This is a genomic window from Pseudonocardia sp. OZ21, assembly GCF_059359135.1.
Map to the genome: position 1 here is coordinate 20,279 of NZ_JCADBN010000003.1, position 13,565 is coordinate 33,843.

Sequence of the window (13,565 nt, forward strand, 5' to 3'; positions counted from 1 at the left end):
TGCGACCGGGACCGGCGGAAGGGGGCAGTGCGTTGGTGCTCAGGCGGATGCGGTGGCCAGCACCTCGTCGAGCAGCATCTCGGCTCGCTCCTCGTCGGTGCCCTCGGCGAGCGCGAGCTCGCTGACGAGGATCTGGCGGGCCTTGGCCAGCATGCGCTTCTCTCCCGCGGACAGGCCGCGGTCCTTCTCGCGACGCCACAGGTCGCGCACGACCTCGGCAACCTTGTTGACGTCACCCGAAGCCAACTTCTCCAGGTTTGCCTTGTACCGTCGCGACCAGTTCGTGGGCTCTTCGGTGTGCGGGGCGCGGAGCACCTCGAACACCCTGTCCAGACCTTCCTGGCCCACCACGTCACGAACGCCGACAACCTCGGCGTTCTCAGCGGGAACACGCACCGTCAGATCACCCTGCGCGACCTTGAGGACGAGGTACTTGCGCTCCTCGCCCTTGATCGTCCGAGTCTCGATGGCCTCGATGAGAGCGGCACCGTGGTGCGGGTAGACGACGGTCTCTCCGACCTTGAAAACCATGTGTCCTCTGCCCCTTTCGCTGCCACCAGGTTAACACGCCTGGACATGACGCCGCTGCACGGCCCAGCCTGTCGTCGCAGGTCAGGGGATTGACAACAAGCGGCAAACGTGCACGGTCAGCAATTGTGACGCCTGCGGGGGACCGGGACCAGCGCTCCTACAGGTGGCGTTAGGCTTTACCCAGGCCGAAGCCAGTGGCCGTCGCGGACACCAGGCATCCGCGTCCGTCGCGCCGCTGCGCCCGTGGCACGACGAGATGGCCCGCCAGGAAGGACACCACACCCGTGAGCCGCTACGTGCGTACCCGTCCGACCGCAGTAGCGGTCGTCATCGGCGCGATGACCGCGGCCGTCGCACTCGCAGGTTGTGGGGCGGGCCAGATCACCCAGACCGACACGCAGGTCGCGTCGGTCAACGGCGCCAACGTCCGCGCGGGCTCCATCTCCGTCCGGGACGCGACGATCGAGTTCAGCGACGTGGCCAAGGGCGCCACCGTCTACCCCAGAGGGGGCAGCGCGCCCCTGCAGATGAGCATCGTCAACGCCGGCCCTCAGAGTGACCGGCTGGTCTCGGTCACGAGCCCGGTCGCCAGTTCGGTGCAGATCATCGGCCCGTCCGAGATCCCGGCCGGTCACGTGCTCCTGATCGAGGGCGGCCCTGCCGCCGCCCCGGCAGGCCCCGCGGCCCCTGGCGGGCCCGTCTCCGGAGCGCCCGGCGCCCCGGCAGCGCCCGGCGGCGCCGCACCCACGACGGCCGGTGGTCCCACCCCGAGTGGCGTGGCGGTCCCGGGCGGCGCGGCAGTTCCCCCGCCCACCACGGCCCCCGGCCGCCCGGCCGCCACCACTCAGGCCGCCCCGCCGCCTGCTGCTCCGGCTGCGCCGGGCTCGGCCCGGGAGGCGAGCATCGTGCTCACGGGCCTGCGGGAGGACATCCAGGCCGGCCCGACCTACCCCGTCACCTTCACGTTCGAACGCGGCGGAGTCCTCCAGTTCGACGTTCCGGTCGAGAACCCCACCGGCCCCCGCGACGCTTCGGCCGAGTGACCGCACCGGCGGGCGCGTCCACGTTCCGGCCGTGATCCCGCCACCGCCCACCGGCACGAGCGAGGAGCAGGCGTGACTCCGCGCACCCGCACGGCCCGTGGCGGCCACCGCTGCGCCGAGTGCGGGCACCTGGCCGCCCAGTGGGTCGGCCGCTGCCCGTCCTGCCAGGCGTGGGGCAGCCTGGAACAGACCGCACCGGTGGCGGCCGCCCCCACCCGGACGAGGGTCGCCGCCGGAGCCCCCACCGCACCCGCCCGCCGGATCGCCGACGTCGCACTCGACTCGGCCCGCTCACGGCCCACCGGGGTGTCCGAACTGGATCGCGTGCTCGGCGGTGGGCTCATCCCCGGCTCGGTCGTCCTGCTGGCAGGCGAGCCCGGGGTCGGGAAGTCGACACTGCTGCTGGAGGTCGCGGCCAAGGCCGCCGCCACGGGGCGGGTGCTGTACGTCACGGGCGAGGAGTCCGCCGGCCAGGTCCGCCTCCGCGCCGAGCGCACCGGGGCGGTGCACGACGAGCTGTACCTCGCCGCCGAGTCCGACCTCGGCGCGATCGTCGGGCACATCGACGAGCTGCATCCCGACCTGCTCGTCGTCGACTCGATACAGACGATGTCCACGGGCGACGCCGACGGCACCCCGGGCGGGGTGACACAGACGCGCGCGGTGACCGTCGCGCTCACCGGGCTCGCCAAGGAACGCGGGCTGCCGGTGGTGCTCGTGGGACATGTCACGAAGGACGGGGCGATCGCCGGCCCGCGGGTGCTCGAGCACCTCGTCGACGTCGTGCTGGCGTTCGAGGGCGACAAGCACTCGACATTGCGCATGGTGCGCGGGGTCAAGAACCGCTTCGGCCCGGCCGACGAGGTGGGCTGCTTCGAACTGCGTGACGAGGGCATCGTCGGGATGCCCGACCCGTCCGGGCTCTTCCTGGCGCGGTTCGGCGGCCCTCCGGTGCCCGGCACCGCCGTCACGGTGGTGATGGACGGCCGCAGGCCGCTCCCTGCCGAGCTCCAGGCCCTCGTCACGGGCAAGGACATCCCCAGCCCCCGGCGTGCCGTCAGCGGCCTCGACAACGCCCGCGTCGCGATGTTGCTCGCCGTGCTCGAGAAGCGGGCGGGCGTGCGGCTGCACGACGCGGAGGTCTACGCCGCCACCGTAGGCGGGATGCGGGTGGTCGAACCCGCCGCTGACCTGGCACTGGCGCTGGCCATCACCTCGGCCCGCCGCGACATCGCCCTGCCGTCGGACGTCGTCGTGCTCGGCGAGATCGGGCTGGCGGGCGAGGTCCGCCGCGTCACCGGTGTCGACCGCAGGCTCGCCGAGGCGGCCCGGCTGGGCTTCACCCACGCGCTCGTCCCTCCGGACAGCGGCGTGGCGCCGGCCGGCATGAGGATCACCGAGGTCCGCGACGTCGGGGCGGTGCTGCAGGCGATCCGCTGAGGTCGGCGGAAGGCGTCACGGGACCCGACGGAACGCGGTGGCGGCGCTGATCGCGTCGTCCACCCTGCTCATCACGTTGTAGTCGCCGGCAGGCACCTCGGTGCGCGGCGCGGCGCAGCCCGGGCTGGAGGTCCGGCCAGCCCATCGCACGGCGAACGCGACGGGCTGGCCGGGGACGAGGGTCCGGAGGTCGGCACTGCCGGCGTTGACGCAGTCGTTGCTCGACCAGATCCGCGCACCGCCTGCACCCCACACGACGATCTCCTGGCGCGCCGAGTCCAGGTCCCGGATGCAGGGCTGGTCGCTGATGTTGGTGACGACCAGCCGCAGCACCGGCCGCTCCCCCACGCGATGCTCGGGGCGGTCGATCTCGGCGCCCACCGCCAGCATCTGGTTGGTGCAGGGCACCGGGCCGGTCGGCGGCACGGGCACCGGCGGAGGAACGGGCACCGACCGGCGCGGCGAGTCGTCCGGGACCAGCTGTTCGGAGGTGATGGGGGGACCCGATGGGCCCGACACCGGCACAGAGGACGGTCCGGGTGCGGGCCCCACCGCCCCCGGCTGCGACGACGGCGGGGGGGACGCCGAAGCGACTTCCGGGGGCGGTGAGGCCTGCTGGGGAGCGGACGCGCTGGCATGGTTGGCCGTACGGGTCGTGGCGGCATCGGAGGTCAGCGTGGGTGTCGTGAGGATGGCCACGGCCCAGGCCACCAGCACGAGCACAGTGGTCGTGGACACGACTGCCAGCCAGCGCCGCCTCCAGTAGACGGACGCGGGTAGCGGTCCCACCGGCTCCCACACATCACGCACCGTATCTGAGCGACTACCATAAGTTGCGGAATTTGCTCGGCGTCGGCGCGTCGCGACGCGCGGGTTGCACCCTCTCGGCGGAGCCGGTTCACTCCTCGCGTGGTCCGAACCGTGAGGCTTGCGCGATGATCTGCTGCAGCGCCTCGGCGTGGGCCACGAAGCGGCGCCGGCCCTCGTCCGTGGCCCGGACCGAGGTCTTCGGGACCCGGCCCAGGTAGGTGCGCCGCAGTTCGACCAGGTTGTCGTTCCTGAGCGTGGTCAACTGCTTGGAGAGCGCCGAGTCCGACAGCGACACCTCGTCGCGCAGGAACGCGAAGTCGCACCAGTCCACCGCGCCGAGGACCGCCATGATGGCCAGCCTGGTCGGCTCCGACAGCAGGCGGTTGAGCTCCGGGTTCATCGGGTGGCGGTCAGCCGCTGGCTCAGCGCGAAGAGCCCCGTGAACACGGCGCCGTAGATCAGCCCGGCCACGGTGTCGGGGTACGCGCCGAAGTGGTCGGTGAGCTTGTGGCCGTACCGTGCGATGAGCCAGCCGATCACGCCGCCGAGCACCGCGATCAGGACGAAGGCGCGCGGCGCGAAGGCCTGTCGCGGCTGGACGCCGCGCACCGCGCTCAGCGGCGCCGACCGGGTGGCGAGCGTGATCGCCAGCACCGCCACGAACGCGATGAGTATCAGCAGCGCGAACAGTTTCGCCCCGCCCAGGGAGATGAAGTCGTTGGCCGCGCTGCCTGCGGCGACCAGTACGAACATCGCGGCGTAGACCCACCACGGCAGGCGGGCGCGCCGCCGGGCGCGCTCCTGGTGGTCGCGGATACTCGCCAGGGCCTCGGCGGCGTGAAGTCGTTCGTCCATGACGTACCTCCAGTGACTACTTGCCTCTCTGGAAAATAGCTTCTTCTTTCCGGGTAGGCAAGTAGTCATAGGAGGGTGTCGCGGGAGTCGTGTAGCAGGCCGGGAACGGGCAGTGGCACGATCGTCAGCCGTGCCACTGCCCGCTCTCGTGCTCGACTGGTACCGCACATCCGCCCGTGACCTGCCGTGGCGCCGACCCGGCACCACCCCGTGGGGGGTCATGGTCAGCGAGTTCATGCTCCAGCAGACACCGGTCGCGCGCGTGGAGCCCGTCTGGACGGAGTGGATGGCGCGCTGGCCTGCCCCCTCCGCACTGGCCGCGGCGACCCGCGCCGACGTCCTGCGGGCCTGGGGCAAGCTCGGCTACCCGCGCCGCGCGCTGCGCCTGCACGAGGCCGCCGCGGTGATCGCCGCGGAGCACGGCGACGTCGTCCCGTCGGACGTGGCGGCGCTGGAGGCGCTGCCGGGCGTCGGCTCCTACACGGCGCGGGCGGTCTCCGCCTTCGGTTACGGCAGGCGCTGCCCGGTGGTGGACACCAACGTCCGACGGGTGGTGGCGCGCGCAGTGCACGGCGCCGGTGACGCCGGACCGGCCCGCACCACCGCCGACCTCGCCGACGTGGACGCTCTGCTGCCCGCCGACGACGCGTCCGCCGCGGTGGTGTCGATCGGGTTGATGGAGCTGGGCGCGGTGGTCTGCACGGCCCGCGCCCCGCGCTGCGCCGGCTGCCCCGTCCGGTCCGTGTGCGCCTGGGTGGCGGCCGGCCGGCCGGAGTACGCCGGTCCGCGCAAGCCCGTGCAGGCGTTCGCCGGCACCGACCGCCAGGTCCGCGGCAGGCTGCTCGACGTGCTGCGTGGCGCTCCCGGTCCCGTCGAGCGGGCGGCGCTGGATGCGGCGTGGTCCGACGCCGCGCAGCGGGACCGCTGCCTGCACTCGCTGCTGGTGGACGGCCTCGCCGAGCAGCACGACGACGGCCGTTTCGCGCTGCCGGTCTGACCCGGTCCCGCACCGACGATGGCCCAGACCGTCCGCTTCCGGTTGGACGACGACGCGCGCGCCGAGGTGGCGTCGCTCCGGGAGCGGCTGCGCTCGCTGGGCCTCGCCGTGCCGGACGACATCCCCGCCGTCACCGTGGCGGCTGCGGGGGCGGTCCCTCCGCCCGCCAGGGAGGCACTGGCCGCCGAGCTACGGCTGCTCGTGCTGCCCTCGGTATGGCTCGCCACCCTGGGCACGGTCGCCGGGCGGCCCGACGAGCTGGTGCTGGCCGCCGTGGTCGACGCCGAACTGCTGGCCGTCCACGCCGCGGTGCACGACGCGCTGGCCGGCCGCGTCCGCGCACCTGTTGCCGCCTACCTGCCCGGCACGTGGCTGCCGCACTGCGTGCTCGCCACCGAACGACCCGCGAACGCGTTCGCCGCCCTACACCCGGTCACCCCGATCCGCGCGCGCGTCGTCGAGGTCGAGGTCACCGGCTGAGCGCCCGGCCCGCCGGGTGGTGACGACGCCGACCGCGACGACCACCACGGCGATCAGCGCGGTCATGGCCAGGTCGAACCGCGAGGCCTCACGGGTGGCCATGTAGACGAGCATCACCGGGATCACGATCACGACGGCCCAGGTCAGCCACGGGTAGGCCCACATGCGCACCGGCATCTCCGCTCCGTCCCGCTCCAGCTTCGCGCGCAGCCGCAGCTGCGACACGGCGATGACCAGGTAGACCAGCAGCGCGATGGCCCCCGACGTGGCGAGCAGGGTGGTGAAGACCGCCTCCGGCACCAGGTAGTTGGCGATCACGGTGAGGAAGCCGACAGCGGTGGACGCGAGCACGGCGATGCGGGGCACGCCGGCACCGGTCGTCTGCATAACGGCGCGCGGCGCCTGCCCGCGACGGCCGAGCGAGTAGATCATCCGGGACGCCGTGTACAACGCGGAGTTCAGGCAGCTGGCCACGGCGACCAGCACCACGACGTCCACGATCCCCTTCGCGCCGGGAATGCCGATGGCCTCCAGCGCCGACTGGTAGGAGCCCGCCTCGGCCAGCCGCGGGCTGTTCCACGGCACCAGCGCGACGACGAGCAGGATCGAGGCCAGGTAGAACACCGAGATCCGCCAGATGACCGAACGGGTCGCCCGGCCGATCTGCTCGGCGGGCTTCTCCGACTCCGCCGCCGCGATCGTCACGATCTCGGTGCCCATGAAGCTGAACATCGTGGTGAGCACGGCGGCGATCACCGCGCCGAACCCATTGGGCAGGAACCCGCCGTCGTCGAACAGCCGCGACGCGCCGCTGACGTCGCTGCCGGGCAGCAGGCCGAGCACCGCCAGCACTCCGACGGCGATGAACGCGATGATCGCGATCACCTTGAGCAGCGCGAACCAGAACTCGAACTCGCCGTAGTTGGCGACGTCGAACAGGTTGGTCGCCGTGAGCGCGAGGGTGATCGCCAGCGCCCACACCCACTGGGCGACGGCCGGCATCCACGAGTTGAGGATCGTGGCCGCCGCGGTGGCCTCCAGCGGGATCACCAGCACCCAGAACCACCAGTACAGCCACCCGACGCTGAACCCGGCCCACGGGCCGATCGCGTGGTCGGCGTAGGTGGAGAACGAGCCGGAGTCGGGCCGTGCAGCGGCCATCTCGCCGAGCATGCGCATGACGAGCACGACCAGTAGTCCGGCGAACGCGTAGGAGATGAGGACGCCCGGTCCCGCGGTGGCGATCGCGTCGGCGGAGCCGACGAAGAGGCCGGCGCCGATCACTCCCGCGATGCTGATCATGGTGACGTGCCGGTTCTTCAGACCGGAGCTCAGCGCGGTACCCACCTCGGCCACGGGCCGTCCCCTTCCCCCTCACGGACACCCCGGACCGGGGGTGCGCGCATCGTCACATCAGCGGCGCGTCCTCACCATCGGGAGCCGACACGAGGTGTGGCGGGGCGGCTCCGCAGCAGCCGCATGGCGGCACGGCGGCGCTCGCCGGTGAGCGCGTCGATGTAGAGCTCGCCCCTGAGGTGGTCGGTCTCGTGCTGCAGGCAGCGGGCGAGCTCCCCGGTGCCCTCGACGGCCACGGGCCGCTGCCGGAGGTCGACGCCTTCCACCCGCGCGTAGGCCGCCCGCAGCCGCAGGGCGTGCACACCCGGCACGGACAGGCAGGCCTCCTCGCCGTCGTACTCGCCCTCGGTCTCGACGAGGCGGGGATTGAGCACGTAGCCGAGCCGGCCCTCCACGTTGTAGGAGAACGCCGCGAGCGACGTGCCGATCTGGTTGGCGGCCAGGCCCGCCCGCCCCGGCAGCTGCACGGTGTCGAGCAGGTCGGTGACCAGCGCCTCCAGTGCGGCGTCGAACGTGGTGACGGGCCGGCACGGGGTACGCAGCACCGGGTCGCCGAGCAGGCGCAGGGGCCGGACCGTCATAGCCCCGCCTCCCGGGTGGCCGTGGCCTCGGTGAGCTTGCCGAGCTGGTCGAGCACCATCTCGTGCCACTCCAGCTCGGCGCGCAGCCGCAGGCGCGCGTGCTCGGCGACGAGGTCGTCGGCCACGGTCTGGTCGGGCCAGGTGCGGTCGTGCAGGTGATCCAGCCGCGACAGTCGGGCGGCCAGCACCCGCAGCCGGTCGTCCAGGTAGCCCCGCAGCGTGCTCTCGTCGAGGTCGGACGCGGTGGCGAGCGCGAGGTCGACCGGATCGGGCCGGAACTGGACCTCCTCGAACGCCTCCGTCTGGAGGGCATGCAGCTCGCGCCTGCCCTCCGCGGTGATCTCGTACACCGTGCGGGCGGGGAGATTGCCCTCCTGCTCGGTACACAGCGCCTGGACCAGGCCTTCCCCCTCGAGCCGGTGCAGCGCGCCGTACAGCGACCCGGGCCGGACGTCGGACCAGAGCTCCGCGCGGTCGACACGGGCGTCGCGACGGATCTGGTGGCCGTACATCGCGCCCCGTTTCGCGAGCGCGCTGAGCACGAACAGGCGGGTGGGATTCACGGCGGGCAGTAAAGCACGAGTACTCACATATGAGTACTCAGAAACGCCTCCGCCGCTGCCCGGTAGGCGCCCGGGTCCCCCGCGTGCACGAGGTGTCCGGTGCCGGGGATGCGCACGTGGGCGGCCGCCGGCATCCGGGACGCCATCTCCGCCATCTGCCCGCCCGGAGCCACGCTCTCCCCGGCCTCGATCAGCAGCGCCGGGCAGCCGACAGCGGCCACGGCGTCCCAGTGGTGCCGCTCGGCCCACTCCGCCGCGATCCCGACCGTGTCCTCCACGCGGGCCAGCAGGTGGTAGCCGTCGGCCCGTTCCTCGACGCACTCGGCCATGTAGTCGCCGAACTCGGGGCGCGGCCAGCCGAAGGCCTGCCGCACGGCGGCGAGCGAGGGGAACGGCTGCGGCATCGCCCCGAACCACGAACCGGCGACCTCGGCGCTGCGGCCCCGGAAGTCCACCCCCATGTCCTCGACGACGAGCGCCCGCACCAGCTCGGGATGGCGCGCGGCGAGGACCAGTGCGTGCAGCCCGCCCATCGAGTGCCCGACCACCACGCCGGGGCCCAGCTCGGCGAGCAGCTCCGCAGCGTCGGCCGTCATGCGATCGGTGGTCCACGGCCCGCGCGCATCGGAGCGCCCGTGGCCCCTGGCGTCCGGACCGAGTACCCGGCCGTGCGCGGTGAGCCAGCCCGCCACGGGCCACCAGGTGGTGGCCCGGCCCATCAGGCCGTGCAGCAGCAGGATCGGGATCCCCTCGCCGCCGAACTCCACCACGGCGAGGTCGAGACCGTCGCTGGTCCGCATGCTGCGCCGCACCCGACTAGCCTAGGTGCCATGGCCGTCGTGAAGATCAATGCCATCGAGGTTCCCGAGGGTGCGGGGCCCGAACTGGAGAAGCGGTTCGCCAACCGGCTGCACGCCGTGGACGGGCAGCCCGGCTTCATCTCGTTCGAGCTGCTGCGCCCCGTCAAGGGGGAGTCGCGCTACTTCGTGCTGACGCACTGGGAGGACGACGAGTCGTTCCAGGCCTGGCGGGACGGGCCGGCCGCGGAGGCGCACGGCGGCGAGCGCGCGAAGCCCGTCGCCACGGGAGCGTCCCTGCTCGAGTTCGAGGTCGTTCAGCGCTCCACGGCTTCCTGAACCTCACGGAGGCGGCCGCAGCCGCCGCCCTCATCGCCGACGCCGACGCACTGCTCGTGTGCGCCGGCGCCGGGATGGGCGTCGACTCGGGCCTGCCCGACTTCCGCGGGCCGGAGGGCTTCTGGCGCGCCTACCCGCCCTACCGCGGGCTGGGACTGCGGTTCGAGGAGATCGCCGACCCGGTGCACTTCGCGGCCGACCCGGAGCTGGCCTGGGGCTTCTACGGGCACCGGCTGGCCCTCTACCGGAGCACGGCGCCGCACGCCGGGTTCGGTGTACTGCTGAAGTGGGCACAGCGGGTGCCCGTGCGCGTCTTCACGTCCAACGTCGACGGCCAGTTCCAGTACGCAGGCTTCGCCGAGGACCAGGTGACCGAGTGCCACGGCTCCATCCACCATCTCCAGTGCATGGTCGACTGCGGGCAGCCGGTGTGGCCGGCCGACGGGGTCGCGGTCGAGGTGGATCACGCCACGATGCGCGCCACCGGACCGCTGCCGTCCTGCCCGTCGTGCGGTGCGCTCGCCCGTCCCAACATCCTGATGTTCGGCGACGTCGAGTGGGTCGCGGACCGCTCCGCCGACCAGATGCAGGCCCACAACGCGTGGCTGCGTGGTCTCCGAGCAACGGGACAACGGCTCGCCGTGGTGGAACTCGGCGCGGGAACCGCACTTCCCACGGTGCGCCGAGAAGCCGAACGGGCGAGCGCGGCGTCCGGAGCACTGGTCCGGATCAACCCCTGCGAGCCGAACGTGCGCCACGGCCGCGGCGCGGCCCTCGCCGCGCCCGCCGCAGCCACCCTGCTCGCACTGGACGACCTGCTCGGCTGACCCGTCAGGCCGGCACGAGGTGCGCGAGCGCCGTCTTCCAGAACGGCACCACCAGCAGGTGCCCCGCCCCCTGCACGATCTCCAGCCGCGCATCGGGCAGCGCCCGCTGCCACCAGACGCCGTGCGCCTGCCCGATCGCGTCCGCCGAGCCGTAGCCGAGCAGCACCTGCGCCGCGACGTCGGCGGGATCGAAGCCGTACGGCCGCAGCGTGTATCCCGCGATATCCGCGATCATGCCCGCCCCGCCCTGCGCGAGCGCCTCGTCGAGCATCGCCCGCACCCGGTCCGCCACGCCCGGCTCCGCGAGCACCGGCCCGTCCACCTCGTCGATCCCGACGAGCCCGAAGCGGGCATCACCGGTGAGCGCCGCCAGCACCGGCCCGAACGCGGCCGTCAGCGCCTCGCGCGCGACCTCGGCGGGGGCACCCCGGAGCGCCTCGACGCCCGCTCGGTTCTCCTCCGGGATCCACGGCACCTCCTCGTCCGGAGCCGGAGTCCCGATGACGGCCACCCGCCCGACCAGGTCAGGACGCCGGGCCGCGAGCGCGAGCGCCACCCGTCCCCCCGCCGACCAGCCCGCCACCGCAGCCGTGCTGCCGGGCGCGAGGATGCTCTCGAGTACCGCCGCGGCGTCCTCCGCCGCCGTCTCCACGGTCGCGAACGCCTCACCGGATACCGGGTCGGAGCCGCCGTAGCCGGGACGGTCGGGCGCCACCAGCCGGACCCCGCGCGCCGCGGTCTCCGCGGGGTCGGGATCGAACGCTCCGGAACCGGGTGCCGCGTGGAGGAACAGCACCACCGGGGCTCCGGCGGGGGCGTCCGGCGTGAGGTCGTGCAGCGCGACGCGGCGGCCGTCGGGGCGACGGATCTGCTGGGGAGTGCTCGTCGTCATCATGGACACAGCATCCCAGCGGGTCGGTGACACCGTGGTGTCACCGTTTTCCGGGCATTCTCGACACGTGAACCGCACCGAACGGCTGTACGCGATCGCGGAGGAACTGCGCGCCGCCGGCCCGGCCGGACGCACCGGCAGCTGGCTGGCCCAGCGCCTCGAGGTCTCCACCCGCACGATCAAGCGTGACGTCGAGGCCCTGCTCCAGGCCGGACTCCCGCTGTGGGCGCAGGCCGGACCCGGCGGTGGCTACGTCCTGGACGCCGCCACGCTGCCCCCGCTGAACATCACCGGCGCCGAGGCGGCCGCGATCGCCGTGGCGCTGGCCGCCCTCCCCGCCCTCCCGTTCGCGGTGGACGGGCGCAGCGCGCTGTCGAAGGTGCTCGCGGCCATGCCGGCAGCGGAGCGGGAACGCGCCGAGTCGATCGCCCAGCGACTCTGGCTGCGCGTACCCGAGGCGGCACCGCGCCCAGCGGTCGCCAGGGTCCTGGACGAAGCGGTGCGCCGGCAGCAGGTGGTCGCGCTGCGCTACGCCGGAGGATCGGGCGAGATCACCGAGCGCGCCGTGGAGCCACTGGTACCTGCTCGCCTGGTGTCGCCTGCGGAAGGGACCGCGGTGGTTCCGCACCAGCCGGATCACCTCAGCGCACCTCACCGCCGAACAAGCCCCCACCCACGACCCGGCCACACTCTTCGGCACACCCCCCGACGACGCCCGCCCCGTATCCCTCCGCTGACCCCCCGCCCCGCCCCCCGCCCCGCGAGTCGCCCGTCCCAGGCCCGCGAGTCGCCCGTCCCAGGCCCGCGAGTCGCCCGTCCCAGGCCCGCGAGTCGCCATCCCCTGCGCCCGCCCCGCCTTCCGGCTTCTCCTGGTCGGGCCGGCAGGAGGGGGGCGACTCACCGCCCGAAAAGGGGCGACTCGCGGGAGTGGTCAGCGGGCCGGGGAGCCGGGGTGCTCGTCCAGCTCGTCGGGGATGCCGTCGTCGTCGCTGTCGGGCAGCAGGGGATCGGGCCGGCCGGCCCGCACCGCTTCGAGCTGCGCCGCCAGCGCCAGCCCCGCCAGCAGTGCGATGCCGGTGACGTTGGCCCACAGGAGCAGGGCCATCACGGCGGTGAGCGGCCCGTAGGTGTCGTCGAAGCCCGCTGCGGCCACCACGTACAGCGCGAGGAGTCCGGACCCTGCGAGCCACGCCAGCACGGTGACCGCGGAGCCCACCGCCAGCCAGCTCAGCCCGGGTTGACGGCGCCGGGGCGCATGGCGGAACAGCAGCGTCACGGCCACCACGAGGGCCACCAGCCCGATCGGCCAGCGCAGCGCGTCCCAGACATCCTCCGCGCCGTCGCCCCAGCGGTAGACCTGCTCCATCGCCTCGCCGAACGGCTCGCCTGCCACGATCAGCAACAGGCCGATGGCCATCGCGACGCCCGCCGTGGCCGTCAGCACCGCGGCGCGGCCGTACTTGCGCAGCGCCTGCCGGTCCCGCTTGGTGCCGTAGATCCGGTTCGCGCCCCGCTCCAGCTGGGCGAACGCGGAGGTGGCTGCGGCGAACGCGGTGGCCAGCCCGAGCAGTACCACGATCTCGGCCCGCTCGCTCCCCTCGTCGGGACGCCCGTCGAGCACGTCGGAGAGAAGCGAGTCGCTGCTGCCCGGCGAGATCGCCACCACCGTGCGCGCGACGACCTCGGCGAACGACTCCACACCGAGCGCGCTCGCCAACCCGGCCCCGGCGATCACGAGCGGGACGGCGGCCAGCGCCAGCTGCAGGGCGAAGGCGCGGGCGTGGCTGAAGCCGTCGCCGTAGCGGAACCTCACGAACGCCGTGGCGAGCAGGTGGCCGAGGCCATAGCGACGCACCGTGTGCCATGCGTCGTCGGCCGACAGCTCCTCCCCGGACATCAGCTCGGTCTCCGGGACCACGCGAACCGAGCTCACGCGCCGAACCTACCGGCACCCGCGGTTCAGGAAAGCCACTTTCCTGCCCTGAGAGGACCTGAAAGTGGCTTTCCTGAACTTCCGGGACGCGGGACGCGGAACGGCCCGCCCAGACCTTGGT

Annotated in this window: 18 protein-coding genes and 1 pseudogene; 8 read left to right on the forward strand and 11 right to left on the reverse strand. The window is 73.3% G+C overall.

Annotated features, from left to right (window positions below):
- Positions 1-39 precede the first annotated feature (39 nt).
- Positions 40-531, reverse strand: a complete 492-nt coding sequence (locus AC5L35_RS06930) for a CarD family transcriptional regulator (RefSeq protein WP_495058727.1) — start codon at positions 529-531, stop codon at positions 40-42.
- 284 nt (positions 532-815) lie between these two features.
- Here AC5L35_RS06930 and AC5L35_RS06935 point away from each other — a divergent pair, with 284 nt between their 5' ends.
- Together AC5L35_RS06935 and radA are read left to right on the forward strand one after the other, a co-directional pair.
- Positions 816-1,574, forward strand: coding sequence for a copper chaperone PCu(A)C domain-containing protein (locus AC5L35_RS06935; RefSeq protein WP_495058728.1), 759 nt, complete (start codon positions 816-818; stop codon positions 1,572-1,574).
- A gap of 72 nt (positions 1,575-1,646) precedes the next feature.
- Complete coding sequence (gene radA / locus AC5L35_RS06940; protein ID WP_495058729.1) at positions 1,647-3,014, forward strand: DNA repair protein RadA; 1,368 nt, start codon at positions 1,647-1,649, stop codon at positions 3,012-3,014.
- 15 nt (positions 3,015-3,029) lie between these two features.
- Here the strand turns inward: radA and AC5L35_RS06945 are convergent, their stop codons facing one another.
- The 3 genes from AC5L35_RS06945 to AC5L35_RS06955 form a co-directional block, all read right to left on the reverse strand.
- The gene (locus AC5L35_RS06945; RefSeq protein WP_495058730.1) at positions 3,030-3,752 is read right to left on the reverse strand and encodes a hypothetical protein; all 723 of its coding nucleotides are present in this window, start codon (positions 3,750-3,752) and stop codon (positions 3,030-3,032) included.
- Positions 3,753-3,912: 160 nt separating this feature from the next.
- Positions 3,913-4,224, reverse strand: coding sequence for a transcriptional regulator (locus AC5L35_RS06950; protein ID WP_495058731.1), 312 nt, complete (start codon positions 4,222-4,224; stop codon positions 3,913-3,915).
- Positions 4,221-4,679: a hypothetical protein gene (locus AC5L35_RS06955; RefSeq protein ID WP_495058732.1), complete on the reverse strand. Its 459-nt coding sequence runs from the start codon at positions 4,677-4,679 to the stop codon at positions 4,221-4,223. Before AC5L35_RS06955 ends, AC5L35_RS06950 begins: the two co-directional genes overlap by 4 nt.
- Before the next feature lie 130 nt (positions 4,680-4,809).
- Here AC5L35_RS06955 and AC5L35_RS06960 point away from each other — a divergent pair, with 130 nt between their 5' ends.
- Both AC5L35_RS06960 and AC5L35_RS06965 read left to right on the forward strand, forming a co-directional pair.
- Positions 4,810-5,676, forward strand: a complete 867-nt coding sequence (locus tag AC5L35_RS06960) for an HhH-GPD family protein (protein ID WP_495058733.1) — start codon at positions 4,810-4,812, stop codon at positions 5,674-5,676.
- 18 nt (positions 5,677-5,694) lie between these two features.
- Positions 5,695-6,156 (forward strand): 2'-5' RNA ligase family protein, encoded by a 462-nt coding sequence (locus AC5L35_RS06965; RefSeq protein WP_495058734.1) that lies wholly within the window; start codon positions 5,695-5,697, stop codon positions 6,154-6,156.
- Here the strand turns inward: AC5L35_RS06965 and gabP are convergent.
- The 4 genes from gabP to AC5L35_RS06985 form a co-directional block, all read right to left on the reverse strand.
- A complete protein-coding gene (gene gabP / locus AC5L35_RS06970; RefSeq protein WP_495058735.1) occupies positions 6,100-7,512 on the reverse strand; it encodes a GABA permease in 1,413 nt (470 codons plus the stop codon). The genes AC5L35_RS06965 and gabP overlap by 57 nt on opposite strands.
- A gap of 71 nt (positions 7,513-7,583) precedes the next feature.
- A complete protein-coding gene (locus tag AC5L35_RS06975; RefSeq protein ID WP_495058736.1) occupies positions 7,584-8,093 on the reverse strand; it encodes a peptide deformylase in 510 nt (169 codons plus the stop codon).
- A complete protein-coding gene (locus AC5L35_RS06980) occupies positions 8,090-8,656 on the reverse strand; it encodes a PadR family transcriptional regulator (RefSeq protein ID WP_495058737.1) in 567 nt (188 codons plus the stop codon). Before AC5L35_RS06980 ends, AC5L35_RS06975 begins: the two co-directional genes overlap by 4 nt.
- Positions 8,657-8,679: 23 nt before the next feature.
- Positions 8,680-9,456 (reverse strand): alpha/beta fold hydrolase, encoded by a 777-nt coding sequence (locus AC5L35_RS06985; protein WP_495059239.1) that lies wholly within the window; start codon positions 9,454-9,456, stop codon positions 8,680-8,682.
- Between the two features lie 30 nt (positions 9,457-9,486).
- Between AC5L35_RS06985 and AC5L35_RS06990 the strand changes: the two genes are divergently transcribed.
- Both AC5L35_RS06990 and AC5L35_RS06995 read left to right on the forward strand, forming a co-directional pair.
- On the forward strand, positions 9,487-9,792 hold the full coding sequence (locus AC5L35_RS06990; RefSeq protein ID WP_169400127.1) for an antibiotic biosynthesis monooxygenase family protein: 306 nt from the start codon (positions 9,487-9,489) through the stop codon (positions 9,790-9,792).
- 74 nt (positions 9,793-9,866) lie between these two features.
- Entirely contained in the window at positions 9,867-10,619 is a 753-nt protein-coding gene (locus AC5L35_RS06995; RefSeq protein ID WP_495059240.1) for an SIR2 family NAD-dependent protein deacylase, read from the forward strand.
- A gap of 4 nt (positions 10,620-10,623) precedes the next feature.
- On the opposite strand, the gene AC5L35_RS07000 is transcribed toward AC5L35_RS06995, so the two are convergent.
- Positions 10,624-11,514 (reverse strand): alpha/beta fold hydrolase, encoded by an 891-nt coding sequence (locus AC5L35_RS07000; RefSeq protein WP_495058738.1) that lies wholly within the window; start codon positions 11,512-11,514, stop codon positions 10,624-10,626.
- Between AC5L35_RS07000 and AC5L35_RS07005 the strand changes: the two are divergent.
- Positions 11,513-11,704, forward strand: a pseudogene (locus tag AC5L35_RS07005) (HTH domain-containing protein); the annotation flags it as partial. The gene AC5L35_RS07000 and the pseudogene AC5L35_RS07005 sit on opposite strands and share 2 nt — an antisense overlap.
- Before the next feature lie 56 nt (positions 11,705-11,760).
- Here AC5L35_RS07005 and AC5L35_RS07010 read toward each other — a convergent pair.
- Positions 11,761-11,904 carry a hypothetical protein gene (locus tag AC5L35_RS07010; protein WP_495058739.1) on the reverse strand — a complete coding sequence of 48 codons (144 nt, stop codon included), beginning with the start codon at positions 11,902-11,904 and terminating at the stop codon, positions 11,761-11,763.
- 188 nt (positions 11,905-12,092) lie between these two features.
- Between AC5L35_RS07010 and AC5L35_RS07015 the strand changes: the two genes are divergently transcribed.
- The gene (locus AC5L35_RS07015; protein ID WP_495059241.1) at positions 12,093-12,248 is read left to right on the forward strand and encodes a hypothetical protein; all 156 of its coding nucleotides are present in this window, start codon (positions 12,093-12,095) and stop codon (positions 12,246-12,248) included.
- Positions 12,249-12,442: 194 nt separating this feature from the next.
- Here the strand turns inward: AC5L35_RS07015 and AC5L35_RS07020 are convergent, their stop codons facing one another.
- Positions 12,443-13,444, reverse strand: a complete 1,002-nt coding sequence (locus AC5L35_RS07020; RefSeq protein ID WP_495058740.1) for a YihY/virulence factor BrkB family protein — start codon at positions 13,442-13,444, stop codon at positions 12,443-12,445.
- Positions 13,445-13,565 lie beyond the last annotated feature (121 nt).